The following is a 22173-nucleotide window of genomic DNA, read 5'->3' on the forward strand; positions in this document are numbered from 1 at the left end:
TTTTCAGGGAGGTGTTTTCAATGAGCAGCCGCCACAGCATTGTTCCGCGCGGTCTGAACGCAACGCGTTCGCCGCTTTCCCAGGGCCGCTTCGGACGCATGTTCCGCAAGCTCACGCCGGCGAAATTCGGTCCGAACGACGCCGACAATGTCGCGAACCTTTCGGCGCTGGCCGACAAGATGGTCGCCGACTTCGATGGTCCGAAGGACGGGCCGGACGCGGAGGAGAGCGGCATTCCCGCGCTCTACACCTATTTCGGCCAGTTCATCGACCACGACATCACCTTCGATCCGGTCAGCTCGCTGACCAAGCAGCAGGATCCCGACGGGCTCGTCGACTTCCGCACGCCGTCGCTCGATCTGGACAATCTCTACGGCCGTGGTCCGAACGATCAGCCCTACATGTATGACGGCATCAAGTTCCGGCTCGGCGAGAAGCTGACCGGCGCGGGCGTACCCGATGCCAGCGACCTGCCGCGCTTCAAGGGCCGCGCCCTGATCGGCGACCCCCGCAACGACGAGAACAGCATCGTCTCGCAGTTCCAGGCCTTGATGCTGCGCTTTCACAACCGCATGGTCGACGACAACGACAGCCTGTCGTTCGAGGACGTGCAGCAGCGCGTCCGATTCCATTATCAATACGTCGTGCTGAACGACTTCCTGCCGCGCATCGTTCACGCCAGCGTGCTGGACGAGCTGAGGACCGCAGGCCAGTACGACCGCAGCAAGCTCGCCCACTACCACTGGAAGACTTACCCGTTCATGCCGGTCGAGTTCTCGGTTGCGGCCTACCGTCTCGGCCATTCCATGATCCGCCCCGGCTATCGGCTGAACGATGCGGACAACATGCTGCTGCAGATCTTCCCCGACCCCAACAATCCCGACAAAAACGCGCTGACCGGCTTCCGCGCCATGGGCCCGGGACGCGCCATGGATTGGGGCCGCTTCATCGATCTGGACACGCGTCCCTACGGCGTCGAGGACGACGACACCAACCCCGACAACAAGAAGCGGCTGCAGTTCGCCTATCGCATCGACGCCTCGCTGGTCGATCCGCTGCGCAAGCTGCCGCCGGAGGTCGCATCCAATCCGTCGTCGCTGGCGCTGCGCAATCTCGAGCGCAGCTGGCGGCTCGGCCTGCCCTCAGGCCAGGCCGTCGCCAAGGCGATGAACCTGACGCCGCTGACGGATGATCAGATCATCGTCGGCAAGGCCGTCGACGAACCCGGCGCGGGCGATCCGCAAACTGGGATCGCAACCATCGCGAACGGCGTGTTTGCCGGCAATTGCCCGCTCTGGACCTACATCCTTGCCGAGGCGCGGCAATTCCAGACCGCGGTGACGATCCCGGCCACCGGCGCGCCGGCGACCGGAATCAACACGCCGCAGCTCGGCCCCGTCGGCGGTCGCATCGTCGCCGAGGTCTTCCTCGGCATGATGTTCGGCGACCATTCCTCCGTGCTGTCGCTCGACCCGCAATGGACGCCGGTGACCGGCTCCAGCTTCGCGCTGAAGGACCTCGTCGCCTATGCGCTCGGCCAGGGCGATCCGCTGCACTGAGGCCTGATGAGATGAGACCCGTTCTTTGTGCTGCGTGACAAGGCGTGGATGGCCGGGACAGGCCCGGCCATGACGCTGTGGAGACGGTCTAATGCGCGGCCCCGAGACCGCTCTCCTCCAGCCGCGCCGCAAACCATAGCGACAGCGGCTGATCGACCAGGCCGCTGACATAGACTTCCGAAATCGTCACATGCTGCCTGTCCAGCACCAGCAGCACGCCGATCCAGTACGCGAACCACACATGCGCGTCGGTCAGCGCCATCAGCTTGTGCTGGTCGTGCTCGAGCGAGGTGTGATTGCTCGCCTTGCGGATCTCGACGGCGAGCAGATTGTTCGGGATCTCGCGCTGATGCACGACGACATCGGGGTAGATCGATTTTCCCAGATGATCGTCGGTGGAGACGATCGTGCCGTGCGGCAGATGCAGCGTGCGCTCGCCGAGGCGGTCGTAGTTGCAATCGACTGACCAGCCCGAGAATTGCCGCTCCAGATAGACGGCAAAGCGGTGCGTCACCGCCCGCTCGCCGACGTCCTTCTCGAACAAGAATCCTTCGTGAGCGTAGAAGTCCCGGAGCGCCGCGATCACCTTGTTCAGCTCGGTCTGCATCTTGCCCCCCGGCCCTCGGCGCTCCCTGGTGCTGTGCCCTACATCTGGACTTCGATCAGCCGCGGCCCGGGCTCGGCGACGGCTTCGGCCAGAGCCTTGTTGAACTCTTCGGCATTGGTGACGGCGCGGCCGGGGACGCCCATGCCCTTCGCCAGCGCGACGAAGTCCAGCGTCGGACGGTCGAGGCGCAGCATGTCGTTGGCACGCTGGCCGGGCTCGCCGGCGCCGACATTGTCGAACTCGCCGCGCAGGATCTGGTAGATGCGGTTGGCGAACACGATGGTGACGATGTTGAGGTTCTCGCGGGCCTGCGTCCACAGCGACTGGATCGTGTACATCGCGCTGCCGTCGCCGACCATGGTGATCACCTTGCGGTCCGGACATGCGATCGCGGCGCCGATCGAAAGCGGCGTGGAGAAGCCGATCGAGCCGCCCATGTTCTGGAGCCAGTCGTGCGGAGCGGCCGCCGCCGTCGGCGGGAAGAAGCCGCGGCCGGTGGTCAGGGATTCGTCGACCATGATCGCGTTCTCGGGGATGGCGCATGCGATCGCCTGCGCGATCGAGGCGAAGGTCAGCGCGCCGGTCGGCTTCACCAGCTCAGCCAGGGCCTGCGGCTTGACGTCCTTCGCGCTCGCCTTCACCGCGCCGGCCAGTGCTTCGAGCGCCGCGACCGAATTCTCGCCCCAGGAGGTCATGCGATGCACCTCGCAGCCCTCGGGCTTGAGCATGCTCGGCTTGTTCGGATAGGCGAAGAACGCCACCGGATCATCGGACTCGATCAGCACGATGTGCCGGAACTTCGCCAGCATCGGCAGCGCGTTCTCGATCACGTAATGAATGCGGTCGATCGAATAGCGGCCGCGGCCGCGCGCCATCTTGGGACGGAAGGTCGGGCCCATCACCGTGCAGCCGGTCTTGCCGGCGATACGCTCGGCCAGCGCCAGGCCCTGTTCGCTCAGCGCGCTGCCGGTCATCAGCAGCAGCGTACCCTCGCCATCGCCGTGCAGGATCTTCGCGGCCCGCTCGACCGCCTGCGGCGAATAGCTGGCGCGCTGCTGCTCGGCCGGTACCTCGGCGATGCCATCGGCCTCGTTCCAGGCGGTGTCGGCGGGCAGGATCAGGGTCGCGATCTGTGGCGGTGCGCTCTTGGCGGCGGCGATCGCCGCGGCGCCGTCAGCTGCAACCGATTTGGAGTCCGGCGAGGTGCGGACCCAGGACGACATCGGCCGGGCCAGGCCCTCGATGTCGGAGGTCAGCGGCGCGTTGTAGTCGATGTGGTAGACCGCATGCTGGCCGACGATGTTGACGATGCCGGAATTCGCCTTCTTGGCGTTGTGCAGATTGGCCAGGCCATTGGCCAGGCCAGGGCCGAGATGGAGCAGCGTCGAAGCCGGCGTGCCCTTCATGCGGAAATAGCCGTCAGCGGCGCCGGTCACCACGCCTTCGAACAGGCCGAGCACGCAGCGCATGCCCGGCACGCGGTCGAGCGCCGCGACAAAATGCATCTCGGAGGTGCCTGGGTTGGTGAAGCAGACATCCACCCCACCCTTGACCATCGTCCGCACCAGGCTTTCCGCACCGTTCATCCCAAAGCTCCCTGCAACCGGCAATATTCAAATGTCCGCTCGATCAATCATTGTTCGCCGCCTCCGTCAAAGCAATAGCCGGCATCGCCGGCCTGCCCCGCGCGACGATCCGCTTGTTTGGCTAATGCTTTCAGGCAAATTAGCGTGGTTGCCGGTTTGGCAACGCCAGACGTTAAGGATGATCTCCCTCACGGGCCCGTGGCTTGCGAAATGCCCGCAAATATGGCCTGTGACTTCAGTTGAATCCGATTTTTTTACTGGGGGAAACAATGATCCGATTTTTTGCCGCGCCGATTGCCGCCATCGCATTGCTGTCGGCCACCGCCGGCGGCGCATTCGCCGAGGGGTTCGACTCGCGCGAGATCATGGGCTTCGGCCCGAGCTTCTTCCGCGGCGGCTCTAGCCCGATCCCCCGCACCACCATCATGTACAACGGCAATTACGCCCCCGGCACGATCGTGGTGAACACGAGCGAGCGCCGCCTGTATCTGGTGCTCCAGAACGGCCAGGCGCTGCGCTACGGCATCGGCGTCGGCCGCGACGGCTTCCGCTGGGGCGGAGTGCACAGGATCACCGCCAAGAAGGAATGGCCGGACTGGACGCCGCCGTCGCAGATGCTGGCCCGCCGGCCCGACCTGCCGCGCCACATGAAGGGCGGCATCGAGAATCCGCTCGGCGCGCGCGCGATGTATCTGGGCTCGACGCTCTACCGCATCCACGGCTCCAACGAGCCGGAGACGATCGGCCAGGCCGTGTCCTCGGGCTGCTTCCGCATGACCAACGAGGACGTCAGCGATCTCTACAGCCGCGTCTCGGTCGGCACCAAGGTGGTCGTGCTCAACAACTAGCCGTCGGCGAACTGCGGGAACCCGCAGGGCGCGTGAATATGCGGTCTTGTGCGTCGCTGCCGAATACGGCAGCGTCGGGTCGTAATGAGCGCATTGGCCCCGCCTTCGTCAGGCTTTCGCATCGCCCTGCTGGCGCTCGCCACTTTCGCGTTCGCCCCTGACACCGCTACCATCGCCGTCGCGGGCGAATTGCCCGCGATCGCCTCGCGCCAGCGCGCCGAGAAGAAGAGCTTCACCGACGGCGAGATCGTCGAAGGCTTTCTGAAGACGGCGTTCGGCGCCGAATACCACCTCGCCGGCCGCGTCGACCGCATCCGGAAATTCGACGGGCCGGTGCGCGTCTACGCCGAGAGCGAGCGCGCCGACCGCAAGACGCAGCTCGCCAAGGTCGTGGCCGACATCGGCAGGCGCGTGCAGCATCTCGACATCGCCATGATCGACACCAGCGAAGCCGCGAACGTGCGGGTGAAGCTGGTTCGCGACCGCGACCTGTTTCGGACGATTTCCAGCTTCTACGGCGCGGAGAAGGCGCGCGAGATCCGCACCTCGCTCGATCCGCAATGCCTGTCCGGCTTCCGCAAGAACGACAATTTCGAGATCGAGCATTCCGACGTCATCCTCACCGTCGACAACGGCGATTTCACCTTCCTCGATTGCGCCTATGAGGAACTGCTGCAATCGCTCGGCCCTATCAACGACACCGCGAGCGTGCCGTGGACCATGTTCAACGACAATGTGTCGATGGGCTATTTCGACGTCTACGACCAGTACATCCTCAACCTGCTCTACGATCCCCGCATCAAACCCGGCATGACCGTGCAGGAGGTCAGGGCGGTGCTGCCCCAGGTGCTCGCCGATGTGCGCGCCTGGGTGAAGCGCGTGAATGATTTGAAGGAGTGAGGCGCGTCTTACCCTCCCCTGGAGGGGGAGGGTCGGCTCGCGGCGCGTCAGCGACGTGAGACGGGGTGGGGTGAAAGTCTCTCCACCGAAGCGCTGCCCGTGTGGAGAGATCACCCCACCCCGCTCGCGCTACGCGCGATCGACCCTCCCCCTCCAGGGGAGGGTAAGCGGAACGCCTCCTCCGCCTCTACTGCACGAGATCAGCAACCGTGGCCGCAGCCTTCAGGCCCGTGCCGGTGAGGACCACAACCGTGGTCTCGTTCGCCTTGATAGATCCCGCCGCGGAGAGTTTTTCCAATGCAGCAGCCGCGCTGGCGCTGGTCGGTTCGGCAAACAATCCCTGCCGCGCAAGACGCCGCAACGCGGCGACGATCTCGTCCTCGGTCAGCGCAACGGTGCCGCCGCCGCTCTCGCGCAAGCTCCCGATGATCTCGCGCAGGCGCAGCGGATTCTTGATGGCGGTGCCTTCGGCGACGGTCTTGTTCACCTCGCGGGCGACCGGCGTGTCGACACCCGCCTTGAAGCTTGCATCGATCGGCGAGCAGTTTAGCGGCTGCGCCGCGAACAGGCGCGGCAGCTTCGCGATCTGCCCGGCTTTCAACAGCTCGCGGAAACCGAAGGCGCAACCGAGCAGGCTGCTGCCGGCGCCAACGGGAACGATGATATTGTCGGGCGCGCGAAAACCGAGGTCTTCCCAGATTTCATAGGCGAGCGACTTGGTGCCTTCGAGGAAGAACGGCTGCCAATTGTGGCTGGCATAAAAGGTCTGGCTCGACTGGCGGATGGCCTCGGCCTCCGACTCCTCGCGCGGCCCCTCGACGAGTTGAACCGCGGCGCCATAGGCGCGCACCTGCGCGATCTTGGCCGGCGACGTCGAGGCTGGCGCCAGGATCTTCACGCGCGTGCCGCCGGCGGCACCTAATCCCGCCATCGACGAGCCGCCATTGCCCGAGGAGTCCTCCAGGATCGCGTCGACGCCGATTTGCCGCAGGAATGACAGCATCACCGAAGAGCCCCTATCCTTGAAGCTGCCGGTCGGGTTGAACCATTCGAGCTTGAAGAACGGACGCAAATCGCCCCAGTCCTGCTGGACCAGCGGCGTGCAGCCTTCGCCGAGCGTGATCGGCTTCTTGATCTCGACCGGCAGCGCCGCCCGGTAGCGCCAGAGCGAGCGCGTGGCGCCGTCGATGTCCGCGCGCGATATGCCTGGTCCCGGCGTCACCAGCAGCGGCGTCCGCTCGTCCGAGCACCAGCGCGGCTGGTCCAGCGGATAGAGCCGTCCGTTACGGGGGTCGATGTAGCTGGCGGTGGGCATGGCAGTCTCCAGGCGAGAGGCGATCTATACGATTTGTCCGATTATGTGGGTCTGGTCCAGTCCACGGCACCGCGGTGGCGCAACCGCCGCGCCGCCCTCTTGGAAACATAAAAAATATAACTAGTTCAAATCCTTAGACCTATCGCGCGGATCGAATAGCAAGGTTCGGCCGGGGCGAAGGAGCGGCATCCAGGCGAGCCGGACCTGCCCGTCGGTGACGGGAATTTGGCCAGGGTCGCCTGCCCGGCGGGGAACCATTAACTTGTCTGTCGTCGCCAGCCGCTACAATATGTTGGATTGAGCTCGCGTCGCCGGTGTTCGGCACCGGCAACGCAAGTGAGCCAGGCCCGTCCGAGCGGCGGGCCGTCGGCTTTTTGGGAGCCTGGACATGAGCCGCGCGAACCGTACCGATCACATCCGCCTGACCTCCCATCCGGAGCCGGGCAAAAAGGCCGCGTTTCCGATTCACTGGGGCGCAGCCGACGCACGCACCCGGGGGCCGATCATCGGCACGGTATCGCGCGCTGGGGATCGCAACGTGATCGGCAGCCATGGCGGCTCCTACGCCATGTACCGGGCGCTCGCGGTGTCCGCCGGCGCGCTCGATCCGATCCGCCGGCCCGACCTCACCAACACCTTTCCGGCCGCGACCATCGGGCCGTTCGAGCAATGGCGCGATCCCGACAAGATCGTCGCGCTCGATCCCTGGGGGCATCTCGTCGCGGAGAATTTCGGCAAGGACATCGCCGAGGGCGTCGACATCAGGCCGAGCATCGCGGTGACGCGCGCGCGGCTCGACCTGCCGGAGATCCGCGAGGCGCTCGCCGCAAAACGGCTGCGCGCCGACGGCGAGGTCGTGCACGCCAATGGCAGCGTGTCGGTGGTGAAAATCGCGATCGATCCGGTCTGGTACCTGCCGGGCCTTGCGACGCGCTTCGGCACCGGCGAGACCGAGCTGCGGCGCACGCTGTTCGAGCAGACCGCCGGCATGTTCCCCGAGTTGGTCACCCGGCCGGACATGAAGGTATTCCTGCCGCCGATCGGCGGCACCACCGTCTACATGTTCGGCGATGTGACAAAACTTCCGGACCACCGCACCAAGATCACCTGCCGCGTGCATGACGAGTGCAACGGCTCCGACGTGTTCGGCTCCGACATCTGCACCTGCCGCCCCTATCTCATCCACGGCATCGAGGAATCCGCGCGCGGCGCGCAGGAGGGCGGGCTCGGGCTCGTCATCTACAACCGCAAGGAAGGCCGCGCGCTCGGCGAGGTCACCAAATTCCTGGTCTACAATGCGCGCAAGCGCCAGGAGGACGGCGACGCGGCGGCCGCCTATTTCGAGCGCACCGAATGCGTCGCCGGCGTCCAGGACGCGCGCTTCCAGCAATTGATGCCGGATACGATCCACTGGCTCGGCCTGAAGCGCATCGACCGTTTCCTGTCGATGAGCGACATGAAGCATGACGCGCTGACCTCGCAGGGCATCGACATCGTCGAGCGCGTGCCGATCCCGCCGGAGCTGATCCCGGCCGACGCCTATGTCGAGATCGCCGCGAAAAAGGCTGCCGGCTATTACTCGACCGACATCGCGCCGGAGAAGGACGTGAACGGCGTGGTCGGGCGCTCGCTGGAAAAGTACTGATCGCGCGATGGCGGAGGCTTTGGAACAACAGGCCCGCTCCCTGCTCAGCGCAGGAGCGGTTCGCGCGCGTGCCGCAAAAATGCTCGAGATCGGCCTCGCCGGCGGGCTCCGGCACTTCACGATCGACCTCGACCGCATGGACGGCGTCGCGGAGGCCGTGATCGCGGTCACGCGCAAGGCCTATCCGACGCTGGAGATTCCCTTCCATGCCCGCTGGCGGCATTTCGTGCTCGGCGGCGTCGATCGCTGGGCGAGGCTTGCCAACGTCGCATCGTGGCCGGATCGCGCGGCACGTGCGCGCGCCGAGTTCGACCTCGCCATTGTCAGCGTGCTGCTCGACGCAGGTGCGGGAGCCACGTGGCGCTATCGCGACGCTGTGACCGGCGAAAGTATCGGCCGATCGGAGGGGCTTGCCATCGCAAGCCTCGACATGTTTGCAGGCGGCCTGTTCTCCGGCGATGCGCGTGCGCCGTTCAGGGCCGATGCAGACGTGCTGGCGAAACTACCGCTCGCCTCCCTCACCTCCGCCTTTCAGGCGAGCGATGCCAATCCGCTGCTCGGTCTCGACGGACGCACTGATCTGCTGCGACGTCTGGGCAAGCTGGTTGCCGAGCGCGCGGACATCTTCGGCCTGCACGATACGCCGCGGCCAGGCGGCCTGTTCGATCACATCGCGGCACAGGCCGTGGGGGGCGCGGTCGCCGCGCCCGCCATCCTGTCCGCAGTGCTGAACCAGCTTGGACCGATCTGGCCGTCACGGCTCGAGCTCGCCGGGATTCCGCTCGGCGATTGCTGGCGTCATCCGGCGATCGGGGCGGACGACGGAACGGCAGGCCTCGTACCCCTGCACAAGCTGTCGCAATGGCTGAGCTATTCGCTGATCGAACCGCTGCAGCGCGCCGGCTTTGACGTCACCGACATCGACGGCCTCACCGGCCTCGCCGAATACCGCAATGGCGGCCTGTTCGTCGATCACGAGGTGCTGCGCCTGCGCGACGCCGCCGATGCCGAGCGCGCGCATGCGGTGGATTCCCTGCTCGTCGTAGAATGGCGCGCGCTCACCGTCGCGCTGCTCGACCGGCTTGCGGGCAGCATCCGCGCCAGGCTCGGCCGCACGCCCGAGACCTTGCCCCTCGCGAGCATTCTCGAAGGTGGCAGCTGGGCCGCCGGCCGCGCCATCGCCTTCGCGCGCCGGCCGGACGGCGCGCCGCCGCTCAAGGTGATCAGCGACGGCACGGTTTTCTAAACCCTCTCCCCCTGTGGGAGAGGGTGGCTTCGCGAAAGCGAAGCCGGGTGAGGGGTTGTCTCCGCGAGGGCATCTCTCATTGGAGTTCGTGGAGAGAGACCCCTCATCCGGCGCCGTAGCCGATGCGGGGCATCGGCGTTCTTAAGAACGGCGGCCCAAGGGCCGCCTATGCCACCTTCTCCCACAGGGGGAGAAGGGAAGAAGCAACGGCCCGTCGCGTTTCACCCAAGTGCATTTCGTTAGGAGCGTTTCATGGAAGGCGTCACGATCGTCGATCATCCGCTGGTGCAGCACAAGCTGACGCTGGTGCGGGACAAGTCCATCTCGACCAAGTCCTTCCGCGAGCTGATCAAGGAGATCGGCATGCTGCTGTGCTACGAGATCACGCGGGATCTGCCGCTCGCCGATACCGTCATCGAGACGCCGCTGGCGACGATGCATTCGGCCAAGATCGCCGGCAAGAAGCTGGTATTCGTGCCGATGCTGCGCGCCGGCACGACCTTCGTCGACGGCATGATGGATCTGGTGCCGACCGCGCGCGTCGCCCATATCGGCCTCTACCGCGAGCCGCACAGTTTTGCCGCGGTCGAGTATTTCTTCAAATCGCCGTCCGACCTCAGCGAGCGCCTCGCGATCGTGGTGACCCCGGTGGTCGCGACCGCCAACACGGCCGTCGCCGCAATCGACCGGCTGAAGGAGCGCGGCGCCAGGGACATCCGTCTCGCCTGCCTGATCGCGGCCCCTGAAGGGCTCGAACGGCTGCGCGGACTGCATCCCGACGTTCCGATCTGGACGGCTGCAGTGGACGAAGGTCTCGACGAGAACGGCTTTATCCTGCCGGGCCTCGGCGATGCCGGCGACCGCGCTTACGGGACGCGGTAGGCGCGGAGCTCTTTTTTTGACGCGTTTTCTTCACGCGAACCGGTCGCCACTTCGCTCGAAAACGCTCTAGATCTTCCCGCTGCCGCAAATCAGCTTGAGCGACTGCCATTCCTTGTCCGTCAGCAGCGGCGGGCCGCTGGCGGGACGATCTTCCTTCGTCATGCGTGCGAGGCGGTCTTCGGTGAGCGGGTGGCTCGCCAGGATCGTGGTGAGGCCGGAGCCGCCTTCCTTGCCGGTGATGCGGAACATCAGTTCGGCCGCGGGTTTCGGCGAGCGGCCGAGCTTGTGCATGATCTCGATCGCAAACGTATCCGCGGCGGTCTCGGCCTCGCGCGAATAGGAGGCTTCGACCACGCTGCGCGAGGCGAAGATCACGGCGCTCGAGCCGGTGACGTCGCCGAACAACAGGCCGATCAGGAACGATGTGCCGCCGTTGTAGATCAGCCCGCGCATGTTGTCGTAATGCTTGAGATGGCCGAGCTCATGGGCAAGGATGCCGGCGAGTTCGTCGGGGTTTTCGGCCTTGTCGACCAGGCCCCTCAGCACGTACACCTTGCCGCCGGGCAGCGCGAATGCATTCGGCACCGAGGTCGGCAGTACACCGGCCGTCATGGAATCGTCGTCGAGGCCGGCGGCATCGCGCAGACGATTGACCAGTTTTGTGAACGCGGCTTTGCCCGCGGGGTCTTCGCACGCCTTGCGGCCGAAGATGGTTTTCACCTGGACTTCGGAGGCGTCGCCAATGCGCCGTTCGATCGGCTTGGGCACCAGCGGCGCTAGCCGGTCGGCAGCGAGCGGCACACCGAACAGCACGACGCAAACGATGGAGACGGCGGCGGCCACCGACCAGCCGACGATCTTTGCGACACCGCGGCGCGACGTCTGGTGCTCGTCGAGACGCATGCAGCGGGCGGTCACGTCGGCGGCGAGCGCGGCGTCGCGAATTTCAAGCCGCGCCAGCGGCGGCGCGGATGTCGAGGCCAGGCGCAAAATCCCGGCCGGACTGTCGGCGCGGCGAATGTCGGCATAGGTCCAGCGAACCGGCGCTCCGCCCTCCTCGACGATGTCGAGCGCGTCACCGAGCGCCAGCGACACCTCCCGCCTGCGGCTCGACACGCCGTCGAAGAATATCGTCGGCTTGGCGGACTGCGCCGGAACCTCGGTGGACAACTCACTCACAGATCAGAATCCCGCGACATCGAGCCCATCGGCAAAGCCTTCGCCGAGCGCGCTGGCAAGCTCACCGCTGCCGCGTACATCCGCCGCGGCCCCGATGTTGTGCACCTCGACGGTTTCCAGCACCTTGGCCCAGAGATCGCGCTGCAGATAGACCCGCATGACGATGTTGATCGCTAGCGCCACGGCGAAATAGCCGATCACCATCATGACCAGCATCGGGATGCTCTTGCCGGCATTTCCGGGGCCGAAGACCTGATCAGCCGGAACGCCACTTAGCTGGACGACGAGTAAGGCGCCACCGCCCATATAGGCGGCGAAAACGGTCGAAAGCAGCATCCACCAGCCGATCACTTTCCAGTACAGGCCGTAGAACGCGTTGTGCGGCAACTCCGAGGACAGGCTGACACCGCCGATGCGGATGCCGTCGAGCCACCAGCGCCATTCACGCGCCTTGAACTCGGCATAGAAGAACGGGGCGAGCGGGAAGATCACGAGTGCGATCGGGCTCAAGAGCCACAGCCACCAGCCGCGCTTGAAGAAGGTCCAGCCGTCGCCTTCGAAGTCGCCGGAGAGATCGCCGTAATGGGTGTGCCGCATCTTGTAGCGTTCGAGCGACGCCTCGCGCCAGGGCAGCGCCAGGCCGAGGGTGAGGAACACCAGCAGGCCCCACGCCATGGCCCGGAACGAATAGGCCCAGCCCGAGCCGTCCATCCAGAACCGGACGCCGCGCCAGACCGTGCGCGTCAGGCGATAGCGCCGCGCGCGAAAAATCGCGAACTGTCCGAAGGCGTAGAAGCTGATGAACAGCGGCGTCGAGGCAAAGCCCTGCCAGCGCTCGAACTCGATGCCGATGAGAAAATAAGCGAGGTAGATCGGCACCAGGATCGCGAGCGCGAACAGGAAGCCGACCAGCAGCTCCTTGGCCCGGCCGGTGTATTCGGCCGCATCGCCGTCGACCGCGGTGTTCGTCCACAAATGACGGCGGATGTCGGTGACCAGCCAGAACCGGTAGAAGCCGAAGGTGACGAGCTCAAGCATGGCACCCTTGGTGACCAATTTGCGGAACTCGGAGCGGTTGCCGGTGAAGTCGACCCGCGTGGGCGGCAGCGGCGGGGGTAAGGGTTCGGAGCCGATGGGGGCCCATTGCATGTCGTTCACGGCGGCAACCTCGGGGTGCGGACCTGATACGGTCAAACTATAGATCAGAGATTTGGTCGATCCCCAAGATGGCTGGGTTCGATTTACCTCGATTTCTCGCATGATTCCGCAGGCGCGGGGGTGCGGGAGATCACGTTGACACATCTGCGTGACGGTTGCTGATCCGTAGCCCGATGACAGGCTCCGCGTCATCCGGGACAGCGCCAATGGCGGCCCGAATCCCGGATTTCGCTCCGCTCCATCCGGGCTACGCATCTAGCCACCTCTCGCAAAGGTTGGATGTGGCAAAAGTCTCCCTTGCTCCGACGCAGACAACCGGCTGTAATTGCAAATCAAATACCGCAGCGCAGAATTCAACGAGAACGCGCGGTTCATGTCAGGGAGAGCGGTCATGCATGGGACCATCGAGAGCGCGGCGAAGCTCGACGAGCTACGCGCGCGCGCCACGTCACTGCCGCTGGAGCAGTTCGATCCGGGCGATCCCGAGTTGTTCAGGACCGATACGTTCTGGCCGTATTTCGATCGGCTGCGCCGCGAAGATCCCGTGCACTATTGCAAGGACTCGATGTTCGGGCCGTACTGGTCGGTGACGCGCTACAACGACATCATGGAGATCGAGACCAACCATTCGGTGTTCTCCTCGGCCTCCGCGCTCGGCGGCATCACCATCCGCGACATCGACCCGGACCTGCGCCGCGAGAGTTTCATCTCGATGGATCCGCCGCGCCACGCGGCGCAGCGCAAGACCGTGGCGCCGATGTTCACACCGACGCATCTGGACAATCTCGCGCTCAGCATCCGCGAGCGCTCCGCCGAGTGCCTCGACAATCTGCCCGTGGGCCAGGTGTTCGACTGGGTCGATCGTGTCTCGATCGAGCTCACCACGCAGATGCTCGCGGTGCTGTTCGACTTTCCCTGGGAGGACCGCCGCAAGCTGACGCGCTGGTCCGATATCGCGACCACCATTCCCGGCCCCGACGGCCTCGTCGCCACCGAAGACGAACGGCAGGCCGAGCTGACCGAATGTGCGGGCTATTTCGCGCGGCTGTGGAAGGAGCGCATCGAGCAGCCGCCGAAGAGTGACCTGCTCTCGATGATGGCGCATGGTGCCGCGACGCGCGACATGGATGCAAAAAACTTCCTCGGCAATCTCATCCTTTTGATCGTCGGCGGCAACGACACCACCCGCAACACGATGTCGGGATCGATCTACGCGCTGAGCCAGCATCCGGAGCAGTATCGCAAGCTGCGCGAGAACCCCGGCCTGCTCGACAGTTTCGTGCCGGAGGTGATCCGCTGGCAGACGCCGCTGGCGCATATGCGGCGCACCGCGCTTGCCGACTTCGAGTTCCGCGGCAAGCAGATCAAGCAAGGTGACAAGGTCGTGATGTGGTACGTCTCGGGCAACCGCGACGAGGAAGCGATCGAAAAGCCCTACGATTTCATCATCGACCGCGCCCGCCCGCGTACGCACCTCTCTTTCGGCTTCGGCATTCACCGTTGCGTCGGCTTGCGGCTTGCCGAACTTCAGCTCAAGATTATCTGGGAAGAGATCCTCAAGCGCTTCGACCATATCGACGTGGTCGGCGAACCCAAACGGGTCTATTCGAGTTTCGTAAAGGGACTTGAAACCTTGCCGGTGAAGATCACGGCGTGAGATCACTCCCTCTCCCCGCTTGCGGGGAGAAAGAGAAACACTGGAGCTACTACCATGAACATCCAGACTCCGGTCAAAACCGACAACGCCGAACGCATGCGCAGGGCCCGCGAGGAGGCCTATGCGACGCCGCTGGCGCAATTCCACCCCGGCGCACCCAGGCTGTTCCAGGACGACACCTTGTGGCCGTGGTTCGAGCGGCTGCGCAAGGAAGAGCCGGTGCACTACTGCACCAATGCGCCGATCGAGCCGTACTGGTCGGTGGTGAAGTACAACGACATCATGCATGTCGACACCAGTCACGGCATCTTCTCCTCGGACTCGACGCTCGGCGGCATCGGGATCCGCGACGTGCCGCAGGGCTATGACTGGCCGAGCTTCATCGCGATGGACCAGCCGCAGCACTCGGCGCAGCGCAAGACGGTGTCGCCGATGTTCACGCCGACGCATCTGGACGAGCTGGCAAAACTGATCCGCCAGCGCTCGCAGACCGTGCTCGACAATCTACCCCGCAACGAGACCTTCAATTTCGTCGAACGCGTCTCGATCGAGCTGACGACGCAGATGCTGGCGACCCTGTTCGACTTCCCCTGGGAAGAACGCCGCAAGCTGACGCGCTGGTCCGATGTCGCGACCGCCCTGCCCAAGAGCGGCATCGTCGCCTCGGCCGAAGAGCGCCGCCGCGAGATGGACGAATGCTACGACTACATGTCCAAGCTCTGGAACGAACGCGTCAACTCCGCGCCGCGCAACGATTTGCTGTCGCTGATGGCACATAATGATGCGACGCGCTTCATGGACCCCGACAATCTCATGGGCAACATCATCCTGCTCATCGTCGGCGGCAACGACACCACGCGCAACACCATGAGCGGCTCGGTGCTGGCGCTGAGCGAGAACCCGGACCAGTTCGACAAGCTGCGCGCCAATCCGGAGCTGATCGACTCCATGGTGCCCGAGGTGATCCGCTGGCAGACGCCGCTGGCGCATATGCGGCGTACCGCGCTTGCCGACACCGAAATCGGCGGCAAGCATATCAAGAAAGGCGACCGCGTCGTGATGTGGTACGTCTCGGGCAACCGCGACGAGGAGATGTTCGAGAAGCCAAACGACTTCATCATCGACCGCCCGCGGCCGCGCACCCACCTCTCCTTCGGCTTCGGCATCCACCGCTGCGTCGGCATGCGCCTCGCCGAGCTGCAGCTGCGGATCGTGTGGGAGGAGATGCTGAAGCGCTTCGACCGCATCGAGGTGGTCGGCGAGCCCAAGCGGATCTATTCGAGCTTCATCAAGGGATATGAGTCGTTGCCGGTGAGGATTCCGGGGTAGGCGTGCTCTAGGGACTACCTTAAGGCAAGCGGCCTCGCCAATCTCTGCTGTCATGCCCCGCGCAGGCGGGGCATCCAGTACGCCGCGGCTCCTCGATTCTAGCCGCGCCGTCTCTGGAATACTGGATTGCTCGCCTTCGCGGGCAATGACACCGAGTGTAGGACGAAGAGTGTGCTCCTAACGCTCGAGGAGCGCGCGGCCGGCTATAAAATTCCGGCATGACAGCTCGCTCAATATGCGAAGGGCCAGCTGCGGGCTTGTGTCCTAAATTCTCCTGAGAATTCAGCACTGGCCCTCAACTCAACTTGATGTCCCACAGGCCTTCCTTGCGGCAGGCCGCGACTTCCTCGCGCAATAGCGTCGTGATGGCGAGCGACGCCGTTGAGCCCGGGCGGTCGATCGGAGAGGCGAAAATGAGTTCGCGCGTCATCGGCTTGGATACGGGCGCGGTCTCCAGCCGTCCGTCGGCGACCTCACCGTGGACCGACGAGGGCGGCAGCAGCGCGAAGCCGAGGCCTTCCTCGACGAGGCTCGTCAGCACGCGGAAGGAATCCGCCTCGAGCTGGACGTTGAGCTTGATCTTGCGCTGGGCGGCGGCGTGCTCGATCAGCGCGCGGAGACCGTGGGAATGACTGGGCAGCACCAGCCGCTGGCGCAGCAGCCAGCCGACATCGACGCTCTTCTTGCGCGCGAGGCCGCAGCCGCGCGGGCCAACCGCGACGATGTTGTCGCGGCCAAGGCTCTCCACGTTGAGATGCAGATCGGCGGAGCGGCCGTAGAGAATGGCCAGATCCATCTCGCCGCGATGCAGCCATTCGACGAGATGGCCGCTGTAGCTCTCGACGATGCGCAGCGAAATGCCGGGAAATTTTTCGACGCAGCGGCGCGCAAAGCGCGCCGACAGCACGCAACTCACGGTCGGAACCAGGCCGAGCACGACCTGGCCGGACGGCGGCCCCTTGGTCGACTGGATGTCGTCGCGGATCTGGTCGATCTGCCGCACGATGCCGGAGGTGCGTGCCAGCAGGAGACGGCCGGCTTCCGTCAGCACCATGCCGCGGCCATTGCGCGTGAACAATTCGGTGCGCAGCTCGTGTTCCAGCAGCTTGATCTGCCTAGAGAGCGCCGGCTGCGCCACGCGCAACGTGTCGGAGGCCTTGGAGAGACTGCCGAGCTCCGCCACGCAACTGAAGGTCCTGAGCTGCCGGAAATCCATGCTTGCCAATCCTCGAAGGCTACTTCATACGCTATAGCAAATGAGCATAGGGGGCTGGCGATGTTTTCACAACGCCAGAGGATCGGCCGGCGTTATCTTGACTGCCGCTAGATACGGGAAACGCCATGAGTGAAGAACACCACACCGAAGATCACGCCGACATCCGCGAAGCCGTCGCGAAGCTGTGCGCGCAGTTTCCCGGCGAGTACTGGCGCAAGCTCGATCGCGAGATGGCCTATCCCAAGGCCTTCGTCGATGCGCTGACGCAGGCCGGCTATCTCTCGGTGCTGATCCCCGAGGAATATGGTGGCGCGGGCCTGAAGCTTTCCGCCGCGGCTGCGATCCTCGAGGAGATCCAGCGCGCTGGCTGCAACGGCGGCGGCTGCCACGCCCAGATGTACACGATGGGTACGGTGCTGCGGCACGGCAACGACGAGCAGAAGGCAAAATATCTGCCGAAGATCGCAAGCGGCGAATTGCGGCTTCAGGCGTTCGGCGTCACCGAGCCGACCAGCGGCACCGACACCTCCTCGCTGAAGACCTTTGCGCGCAAGGAAGGCAACGACAGCTACATCGTCAACGGCCAGAAGATCTGGACCAGCCGGGCCGAGCATTCCGACCTGATGGTGCTGCTGGCGCGCACTACGCCGAAGGAGCAGAGCAAGAAGCGCACCGATGGTCTTTCGGTGTTCATCGTCGACATGCGCGAGGCCAAGAACAACGGCCTCGAGATCCGCCCGATCCGCACCATGATGAACCACGCCACCACCGAAGTGTTCTTTACCGACATGAAGGTGCCGGCGGAGAATCTGATCGGCGAGGAAGGCAAGGGGTTCCGCTACATCCTCTCCGGCATGAATGCCGAGCGCATCCTGATCGCCGCCGAATGCGTCGGCGACGCCAAATGGTTCATCGCCAAGGCCACGAACTACGCCAAGGAGCGCGCGGTGTTCGGCCGGCCGATCGGCCAGAACCAGGGCATTCAGTTTCCGATCGCCAAGGCCTACGCCTCGATGCGCGCGGCCGAGCTGATGGTGAAGGAAGCGACGCGCAAATACGAGGCCGGGCTCGACTGCGGCGCGGAGGCCAACATGGCCAAGATGCTGGCGGCCGATGCGTCGTGGGAAGCGGCAAACGCCTGCATCCAGACCCATGGCGGCTTCGGCTTCGCCGAGGAGTACGACGTCGAGCGCAAATTCCGCGAGACGCGGCTCTACCAGGTGGCGCCGATCTCGACCAACCTCGTGCTGTCCTACGTCGCCGAGCACGTGCTCGGCATGCCCCGCTCGTACTGAGGTCGCGTCATGGGAGCATTGGACGGGATCAGGGTGATTGCGGTCGAGCAGGCGGTCGCGGCGCCGTTCTGCTCGTCGCGGCTGGCAGACGCCGGCGCGGAGGTGATCAAGATCGAGCGGCCCGAAGGCGATTTCGCTCGCGGCTATGACGCGGCGGCCAAGGGCCAGAGCAGCTATTTCGTGTGGCTCAACCGCGGCAAGCAATCGGCGGTGGTCGATCTCGCAATGAAAGAAGGCTGCGCCGAGCTCGAGAAACTGATCGCGAGCGCGGACGTGCTGATCCAGAATCTCAAGCCGGGCTCGATGGACAAGCTCGGCTTTTCGCGCGAACGGCTGCTGAAGGACTATCCGAAGCTGATCTCGTGCACGATCACCGGCTATGGCGACGAAGGCCCCTACGCCCACCGCAAGGCCTATGACCTGCTGATCCAGGCCGAGAGCGGCCTTGCCTCGATCACCGGCAACCCTGATGGAGCCTCGCGAGTCGGCATGTCGATCGTCGACGTCGCGACCGGCGCCACCGCGCATGCGGCGATCCTGGAAGCGCTGATCGCGCGCGGGCGCACCGGCAAGGGCTGTGACATCCGCATCTCCATGTTCGACGTGATGGCCGACTGGTGCACCGTGCCGCTGCTCAATTCCGAAGCCGGCAATCCGCCGAAGCGGATGGGCCTGCGCCATCCCTCGATCGCGCCCTACGGCGTGTTCACCTCGAAGGACGGCAAGGACATCCTGATCTCGATCCAGAGCGAGCGCGAGTGGAAGACGCTCTGCGTCAAGGTGCTAGACCAGCCCGATTTGCCGGCCGATCCGCGCGTCGCCAACATGGTCGAGCGCGTGCGCAACCGCGATTTCACCGACACGACGGTCGCAGATATCTTCGGCAAGATGACGCGCGACGAGCTGTTGAAGCGGCTGTCGGACGCCGACATCGCCTTTGCCGAGGTCAACACCATGGCCGACCTCACCAATCATCCGCATCTGCGCCGCATCGAGGTCGACACGCCGCAGGGACGTGTCAGCTATCCCGCGCCGGCGCCGATCATCGTCGGCGAGACCCGCGCTTACGGCGCTGTGCCCGCCATCGGCGAGCGGCCGGCCAGGAAGTCATAACAAGAGCGAGGCGTCATGACCGAGAAGCTCGACATCGACCACTTGCGGCAATGGATCGGCCGCAGCACCGAGGCCACCGACATCGTCACCGCGCAGCTCGTGAAGGGCCTGCGCGCGACCCTGTTCCAGGAGGTCGGCGAGCCCAAAGCGGGCGATGCCGCGCCGTTCACGGTGCATTGGTGCCTGGCGCAGCCGGTGTTTCCGATGTCGATGCTCGGCCCCGACGGCCATCCGACCCGCGGCGGCTTCCTGCCGCCGGTGCCGTTGCCGCGCCGGATGTGGGCCGGCGGCGAGATCGAATTCCTGCAGCCGCTGCGCGTCGGCGATGAATCGACGCGGACCTCGCGCATCGCCGACGTGCAGGTGAAATCGGGCACGACCGGCACGCTGTGCTTCGTCTCGGTCGAGCACAGCATCTCCTCGCCGCGGGGCATTGCCATCCGCGAGCGGCAGGACATCGTCTATCGCGAGATGACGAGCAGCGCGCCCGCCGGCGCCAAGGCCCCGCCCCCGCCGCCGAAGGCGCAGCACCGCGAGACGCATGTGTCCGATCCCGTGCTGCTGTTTCGTTATTCCGCGCTGACCTTCAACGGTCACCGCATCCATTACGACCGTGACTACGTCACCAAGGTCGAGGGCTATCCGGGCCTGATCTTCCATGGGCCGCTGCAGGCGTCGCTGATCGTGGAGATGGCGGCGAAGCTGCACGACGGCAAGGCACCGAAGAAATTCACCTATCGCGGCGTGCAGCCGCTGTTCGAGGGCACCGAGTTCTCCATCAACGCCAACGAGACCGAGGCGGGAATGGAGCTGTGGACCGCGAATGCGGAGGGACAGCCGACGATGAAGGGCGCGGCGGTGTGGTAGGCACCGCTATTAGACCCTCACCCTGAGGAGCGCGCCCCTTCGCGCGCGTCTCGAAGGGCGAGGCCACCAGCCGGGCCTTCATCCTTCGAGACGCGCGTTCCGCGCTCCTCAGGATGAGGAATTTACAGGGGACGGAAACCATGTCCAAGAACGGCAAGAGCGGCAGCAAGTCCGTCACCGTGAAGCAGGCGACGCTCGATCTGCTGCGCTCGCTGGGCATCGACAGGGTGTTCGGCAACCCCGGTTCGACCGAACTGCCGTTCCTGAGCGACTGGCCTGATGACATCGACTACGTGCTGGCGCTGCAGGAAGCCTCCGCCGTCGGCATGGCCGATGGTTACGCGCAGGCGACGCGCAATGCCGGCTTCGTCAATCTGCATTCGGCGGCCGGCGTCGGCAACGCGCTCGGCAATATCTACACCGCGCACCGCAACCAGACGCCGCTCGTGATCACCGCGGGCCAGCAGGCGCGCTCGATCCTGCCCTTGCAGGCGTTCCTCTATGCCGAGCGCGCCTCGGAATTCCCGCGGCCTTACGTCAAATACAGCGTCGAGCCGGCCCGGCCCGAGGACGTTCCGGCCGCGATCGCGCGGGCCTATTACACCGCGATGCAGCCGCCCTGCGGGCCGACCTTCGTGTCGATCCCGATCGACGACTGGGCGCATGCGACCGCACCGGTCGAGGCGCGCAAGGTCAGCCGCGAGATCGGGCCCGAGCCGGACGCGATGAAGGCGCTCGTCGCCGCGCTCGGCTCAGCAAAACACCCTGCCCTCGTGGTCGGCCCCGGCATCGACCGCGCCGGCGCGGTCGATTTGATGGTGCGCGTGGCCGAGAAAGCCAAGGCCAGCGTCTGGGTCAGCCCGTTCTCCGCGCGCTGCTCGTTCCCCGAGCGTCATCCGCAATTCGCGGGGTTCCTGCACGCCTCGCCGGCGCAGCTGTCCGATGCGCTGCGCGAGCACGATCTCGTCGTCGTCATCGGCGCGCCGGTGTTCACCTTCCATGTCGAAGGCCATGCCGCGATCTTCGATGGCGGCGCGACGATTTTTCAGATCACCGACGATCCGGACGCGGCGGCGGTGACGCCGGTCGGCACCAGCATCATCGCGACCATGAAGCCGGCGCTGAGCCTGCTGCTCGACTTGCTGCCGGAGAGCAAACGCGCGACGCCGAAAGGCCGCACGCTGCCGTCGGCGCCGCAGGCCGCCGACCCGCTGCCGGTCGAATTTTTGCTGCATTCGCTGTCGCAGGCGATGCCGGATGACGCGTCGCTGGTCGAGGAAGTGCCCTCGCACCGACCGGCGATGCAGAAGTTCATGCCGATGCGCGGCCAGGACAGTTTCTACACCATGGCGAGCGGTGGCCTCGGTTACTCCCTGCCCGCGGGGGTCGGCATGGCGCTCGGCAAGCCGAAGCAGCGGACGGTGTGCCTGATCGGCGACGGCTCGGCGATGTATTCGATCCAGGCGCTGTGGACCGCCGCGCAACGAAAACTGCCGCTGACCATCGTCGTCATCAACAATTCCGGCTACGGCGCGATGCGCTCGTTCAGCCAGGTGATGCAGGTGAGGAACGTGCCGGGGCTGGAGCTGCCGGGGATCGATTTCGTCAGGCTCGCCGAGGGCATGGGCTGCCATGCGGTGCGGGTGAGCAAGGCCGCGGAGCTGGGCGAGGCGCTCAAGCGCGGAATGGCGTTCGAGGGGACGAGCCTCGTCGAGGTCGTCGTGGATTCGGCGGTGCCGGTGCTGTACGGGCAGAAGCATTAGGGGGGCGC

General features: G+C 65.3%; 18 protein-coding genes. 12 read left to right on the forward strand and 6 right to left on the reverse strand.

Translation table 11 applies throughout. From position 1 onward, the window contains the following. Positions 1 to 20 precede the first annotated feature (20 nt). Positions 21 to 1559 carry a peroxidase family protein gene (locus tag AB7245_RS38815; RefSeq protein ID WP_085398746.1) on the forward strand — a complete coding sequence of 513 codons (1539 nt, stop codon included), beginning with the start codon at positions 21 to 23 and terminating at the stop codon, positions 1557 to 1559. A gap of 88 nt (positions 1560 to 1647) precedes the next feature. Here the strand turns inward: AB7245_RS38815 and AB7245_RS38820 are convergent, their stop codons facing one another. Further along, the gene (locus AB7245_RS38820; protein WP_085398747.1) at positions 1648 to 2166 is read right to left on the reverse strand and encodes a hypothetical protein; all 519 of its coding nucleotides are present in this window, start codon (positions 2164 to 2166) and stop codon (positions 1648 to 1650) included. Between the two features lie 38 nt (positions 2167 to 2204). Further along, on the reverse strand, positions 2205 to 3752 hold the full coding sequence (locus AB7245_RS38825; RefSeq protein WP_085398748.1) for an acetolactate synthase large subunit: 1548 nt from the start codon (positions 3750 to 3752) through the stop codon (positions 2205 to 2207). Positions 3753 to 4021: 269 nt separating this feature from the next. Between AB7245_RS38825 and AB7245_RS38830 the strand changes: the two genes are divergently transcribed. Next, the gene (locus AB7245_RS38830; protein ID WP_063985416.1) at positions 4022 to 4600 is read left to right on the forward strand and encodes a L,D-transpeptidase; all 579 of its coding nucleotides are present in this window, start codon (positions 4022 to 4024) and stop codon (positions 4598 to 4600) included. A gap of 84 nt (positions 4601 to 4684) precedes the next feature. Beyond that, complete coding sequence (locus AB7245_RS38835; RefSeq protein ID WP_085398749.1) at positions 4685 to 5500, forward strand: DUF2927 domain-containing protein; 816 nt, start codon at positions 4685 to 4687, stop codon at positions 5498 to 5500. Between the two features lie 187 nt (positions 5501 to 5687). Here the strand turns inward: AB7245_RS38835 and AB7245_RS38840 are convergent, their stop codons facing one another. Further along, complete coding sequence (locus tag AB7245_RS38840) at positions 5688 to 6815, reverse strand: threonine synthase (RefSeq protein ID WP_085399836.1); 1128 nt, start codon at positions 6813 to 6815, stop codon at positions 5688 to 5690. Positions 6816 to 7203: 388 nt separating this feature from the next. Here AB7245_RS38840 and AB7245_RS38845 point away from each other — a divergent pair, with 388 nt between their 5' ends. The 3 genes from AB7245_RS38845 (at position 7204) to upp (ending at position 10588) form a co-directional block, all read left to right on the forward strand. Further along, positions 7204 to 8460 (forward strand): GTP cyclohydrolase II, encoded by a 1257-nt coding sequence (locus AB7245_RS38845; protein ID WP_028159520.1) that lies wholly within the window; start codon positions 7204 to 7206, stop codon positions 8458 to 8460. Positions 8461 to 8467: 7 nt separating this feature from the next. Next, entirely contained in the window at positions 8468 to 9706 is a 1239-nt protein-coding gene (locus AB7245_RS38850; RefSeq protein WP_085399835.1) for a URC4/urg3 family protein, read from the forward strand. Between the two features lie 252 nt (positions 9707 to 9958). Then, positions 9959 to 10588, forward strand: a complete 630-nt coding sequence (gene upp / locus AB7245_RS38855) for a uracil phosphoribosyltransferase (protein WP_014492299.1) — start codon at positions 9959 to 9961, stop codon at positions 10586 to 10588. A 66-nt stretch (positions 10589 to 10654) separates the two neighbouring features. On the opposite strand, the gene AB7245_RS38860 is transcribed toward upp, so the two are convergent. Both AB7245_RS38860 and AB7245_RS38865 read right to left on the reverse strand, forming a co-directional pair. Next, entirely contained in the window at positions 10655 to 11767 is a 1113-nt protein-coding gene (locus AB7245_RS38860) for a M48 family metallopeptidase (RefSeq protein WP_063985420.1), read from the reverse strand. 3 nt (positions 11768 to 11770) lie between these two features. Continuing rightward, positions 11771 to 12916: a YjgN family protein gene (locus tag AB7245_RS38865; protein WP_193560897.1), complete on the reverse strand. Its 1146-nt coding sequence runs from the start codon at positions 12914 to 12916 to the stop codon at positions 11771 to 11773. Positions 12917 to 13316: 400 nt separating this feature from the next. On the opposite strand from AB7245_RS38865, the gene AB7245_RS38870 reads away from it, so the two are divergent. Both AB7245_RS38870 and AB7245_RS38875 read left to right on the forward strand, forming a co-directional pair. Beyond that, the gene (locus AB7245_RS38870) at positions 13317 to 14582 is read left to right on the forward strand and encodes a cytochrome P450 (RefSeq protein WP_085399840.1); all 1266 of its coding nucleotides are present in this window, start codon (positions 13317 to 13319) and stop codon (positions 14580 to 14582) included. 54 nt (positions 14583 to 14636) lie between these two features. Next, on the forward strand, positions 14637 to 15911 hold the full coding sequence (locus AB7245_RS38875; protein ID WP_439035570.1) for a cytochrome P450: 1275 nt from the start codon (positions 14637 to 14639) through the stop codon (positions 15909 to 15911). Positions 15912 to 16206: 295 nt separating this feature from the next. Here AB7245_RS38875 and AB7245_RS38880 read toward each other — a convergent pair whose 3' ends face one another. Then, a complete protein-coding gene (locus AB7245_RS38880; protein WP_085399833.1) occupies positions 16207 to 17127 on the reverse strand; it encodes a LysR substrate-binding domain-containing protein in 921 nt (306 codons plus the stop codon). A 125-nt stretch (positions 17128 to 17252) separates the two neighbouring features. On the opposite strand from AB7245_RS38880, the gene AB7245_RS38885 reads away from it, so the two are divergent. From AB7245_RS38885 to mdlC, 4 genes are all read left to right on the forward strand, one after another. Further along, the gene (locus AB7245_RS38885; protein ID WP_063985425.1) at positions 17253 to 18422 is read left to right on the forward strand and encodes an acyl-CoA dehydrogenase family protein; all 1170 of its coding nucleotides are present in this window, start codon (positions 17253 to 17255) and stop codon (positions 18420 to 18422) included. 9 nt (positions 18423 to 18431) lie between these two features. Next, positions 18432 to 19535 carry a CaiB/BaiF CoA transferase family protein gene (locus tag AB7245_RS38890; RefSeq protein WP_085399832.1) on the forward strand — a complete coding sequence of 368 codons (1104 nt, stop codon included), beginning with the start codon at positions 18432 to 18434 and terminating at the stop codon, positions 19533 to 19535. 15 nt (positions 19536 to 19550) lie between these two features. Next, positions 19551 to 20402 (forward strand): FAS1-like dehydratase domain-containing protein, encoded by an 852-nt coding sequence (locus AB7245_RS38895; RefSeq protein WP_085399831.1) that lies wholly within the window; start codon positions 19551 to 19553, stop codon positions 20400 to 20402. A 140-nt stretch (positions 20403 to 20542) separates the two neighbouring features. Further along, on the forward strand, positions 20543 to 22165 hold the full coding sequence (mdlC, locus tag AB7245_RS38900; protein ID WP_085399830.1) for a benzoylformate decarboxylase: 1623 nt from the start codon (positions 20543 to 20545) through the stop codon (positions 22163 to 22165). Positions 22166 to 22173: the final 8 nt, after the last annotated feature.

The sequence above is a fragment of the Bradyrhizobium sp. 604_D8_N2_3 genome (genome assembly GCF_051810765.1).
Classification (GTDB): domain Bacteria; phylum Pseudomonadota; class Alphaproteobacteria; order Rhizobiales; family Xanthobacteraceae; genus Bradyrhizobium; species Bradyrhizobium barranii.

Coding starts and splice junctions, on each gene's coding strand:
- AB7245_RS38875 (WP_439035570.1), top strand. CDS start 14,637: ATGAACATCCAGACTCCGGTCAAAACCGACAACGCCGAACGCATGCGC.
- AB7245_RS38830 (WP_063985416.1), top strand. CDS start 4,022: ATGATCCGATTTTTTGCCGCGCCGATTGCCGCCATCGCATTGCTGTCG.
- AB7245_RS38870 (WP_085399840.1), top strand. CDS start 13,317: ATGCATGGGACCATCGAGAGCGCGGCGAAGCTCGACGAGCTACGCGCG.
- AB7245_RS38835 (WP_085398749.1), top strand. CDS start 4,685: ATGAGCGCATTGGCCCCGCCTTCGTCAGGCTTTCGCATCGCCCTGCTG.
- AB7245_RS38890 (WP_085399832.1), top strand. CDS start 18,432: ATGGGAGCATTGGACGGGATCAGGGTGATTGCGGTCGAGCAGGCGGTC.
- AB7245_RS38845 (WP_028159520.1), top strand. CDS start 7,204: ATGAGCCGCGCGAACCGTACCGATCACATCCGCCTGACCTCCCATCCG.
- upp (WP_014492299.1), top strand. CDS start 9,959: ATGGAAGGCGTCACGATCGTCGATCATCCGCTGGTGCAGCACAAGCTG.
- mdlC (WP_085399830.1), top strand. CDS start 20,543: ATGTCCAAGAACGGCAAGAGCGGCAGCAAGTCCGTCACCGTGAAGCAG.
- AB7245_RS38825 (WP_085398748.1), bottom strand. CDS start 3,752: ATGAACGGTGCGGAAAGCCTGGTGCGGACGATGGTCAAGGGTGGGGTG.
- AB7245_RS38840 (WP_085399836.1), bottom strand. CDS start 6,815: ATGCCCACCGCCAGCTACATCGACCCCCGTAACGGACGGCTCTATCCG.
- AB7245_RS38865 (WP_193560897.1), bottom strand. CDS start 12,916: ATGCAATGGGCCCCCATCGGCTCCGAACCCTTACCCCCGCCGCTGCCG.
- AB7245_RS38850 (WP_085399835.1), top strand. CDS start 8,468: ATGGCGGAGGCTTTGGAACAACAGGCCCGCTCCCTGCTCAGCGCAGGA.
- AB7245_RS38815 (WP_085398746.1), top strand. CDS start 21: ATGAGCAGCCGCCACAGCATTGTTCCGCGCGGTCTGAACGCAACGCGT.
- AB7245_RS38885 (WP_063985425.1), top strand. CDS start 17,253: ATGAGTGAAGAACACCACACCGAAGATCACGCCGACATCCGCGAAGCC.
- AB7245_RS38880 (WP_085399833.1), bottom strand. CDS start 17,127: ATGGATTTCCGGCAGCTCAGGACCTTCAGTTGCGTGGCGGAGCTCGGC.
- AB7245_RS38895 (WP_085399831.1), top strand. CDS start 19,551: ATGACCGAGAAGCTCGACATCGACCACTTGCGGCAATGGATCGGCCGC.
- AB7245_RS38820 (WP_085398747.1), bottom strand. CDS start 2,166: ATGCAGACCGAGCTGAACAAGGTGATCGCGGCGCTCCGGGACTTCTAC.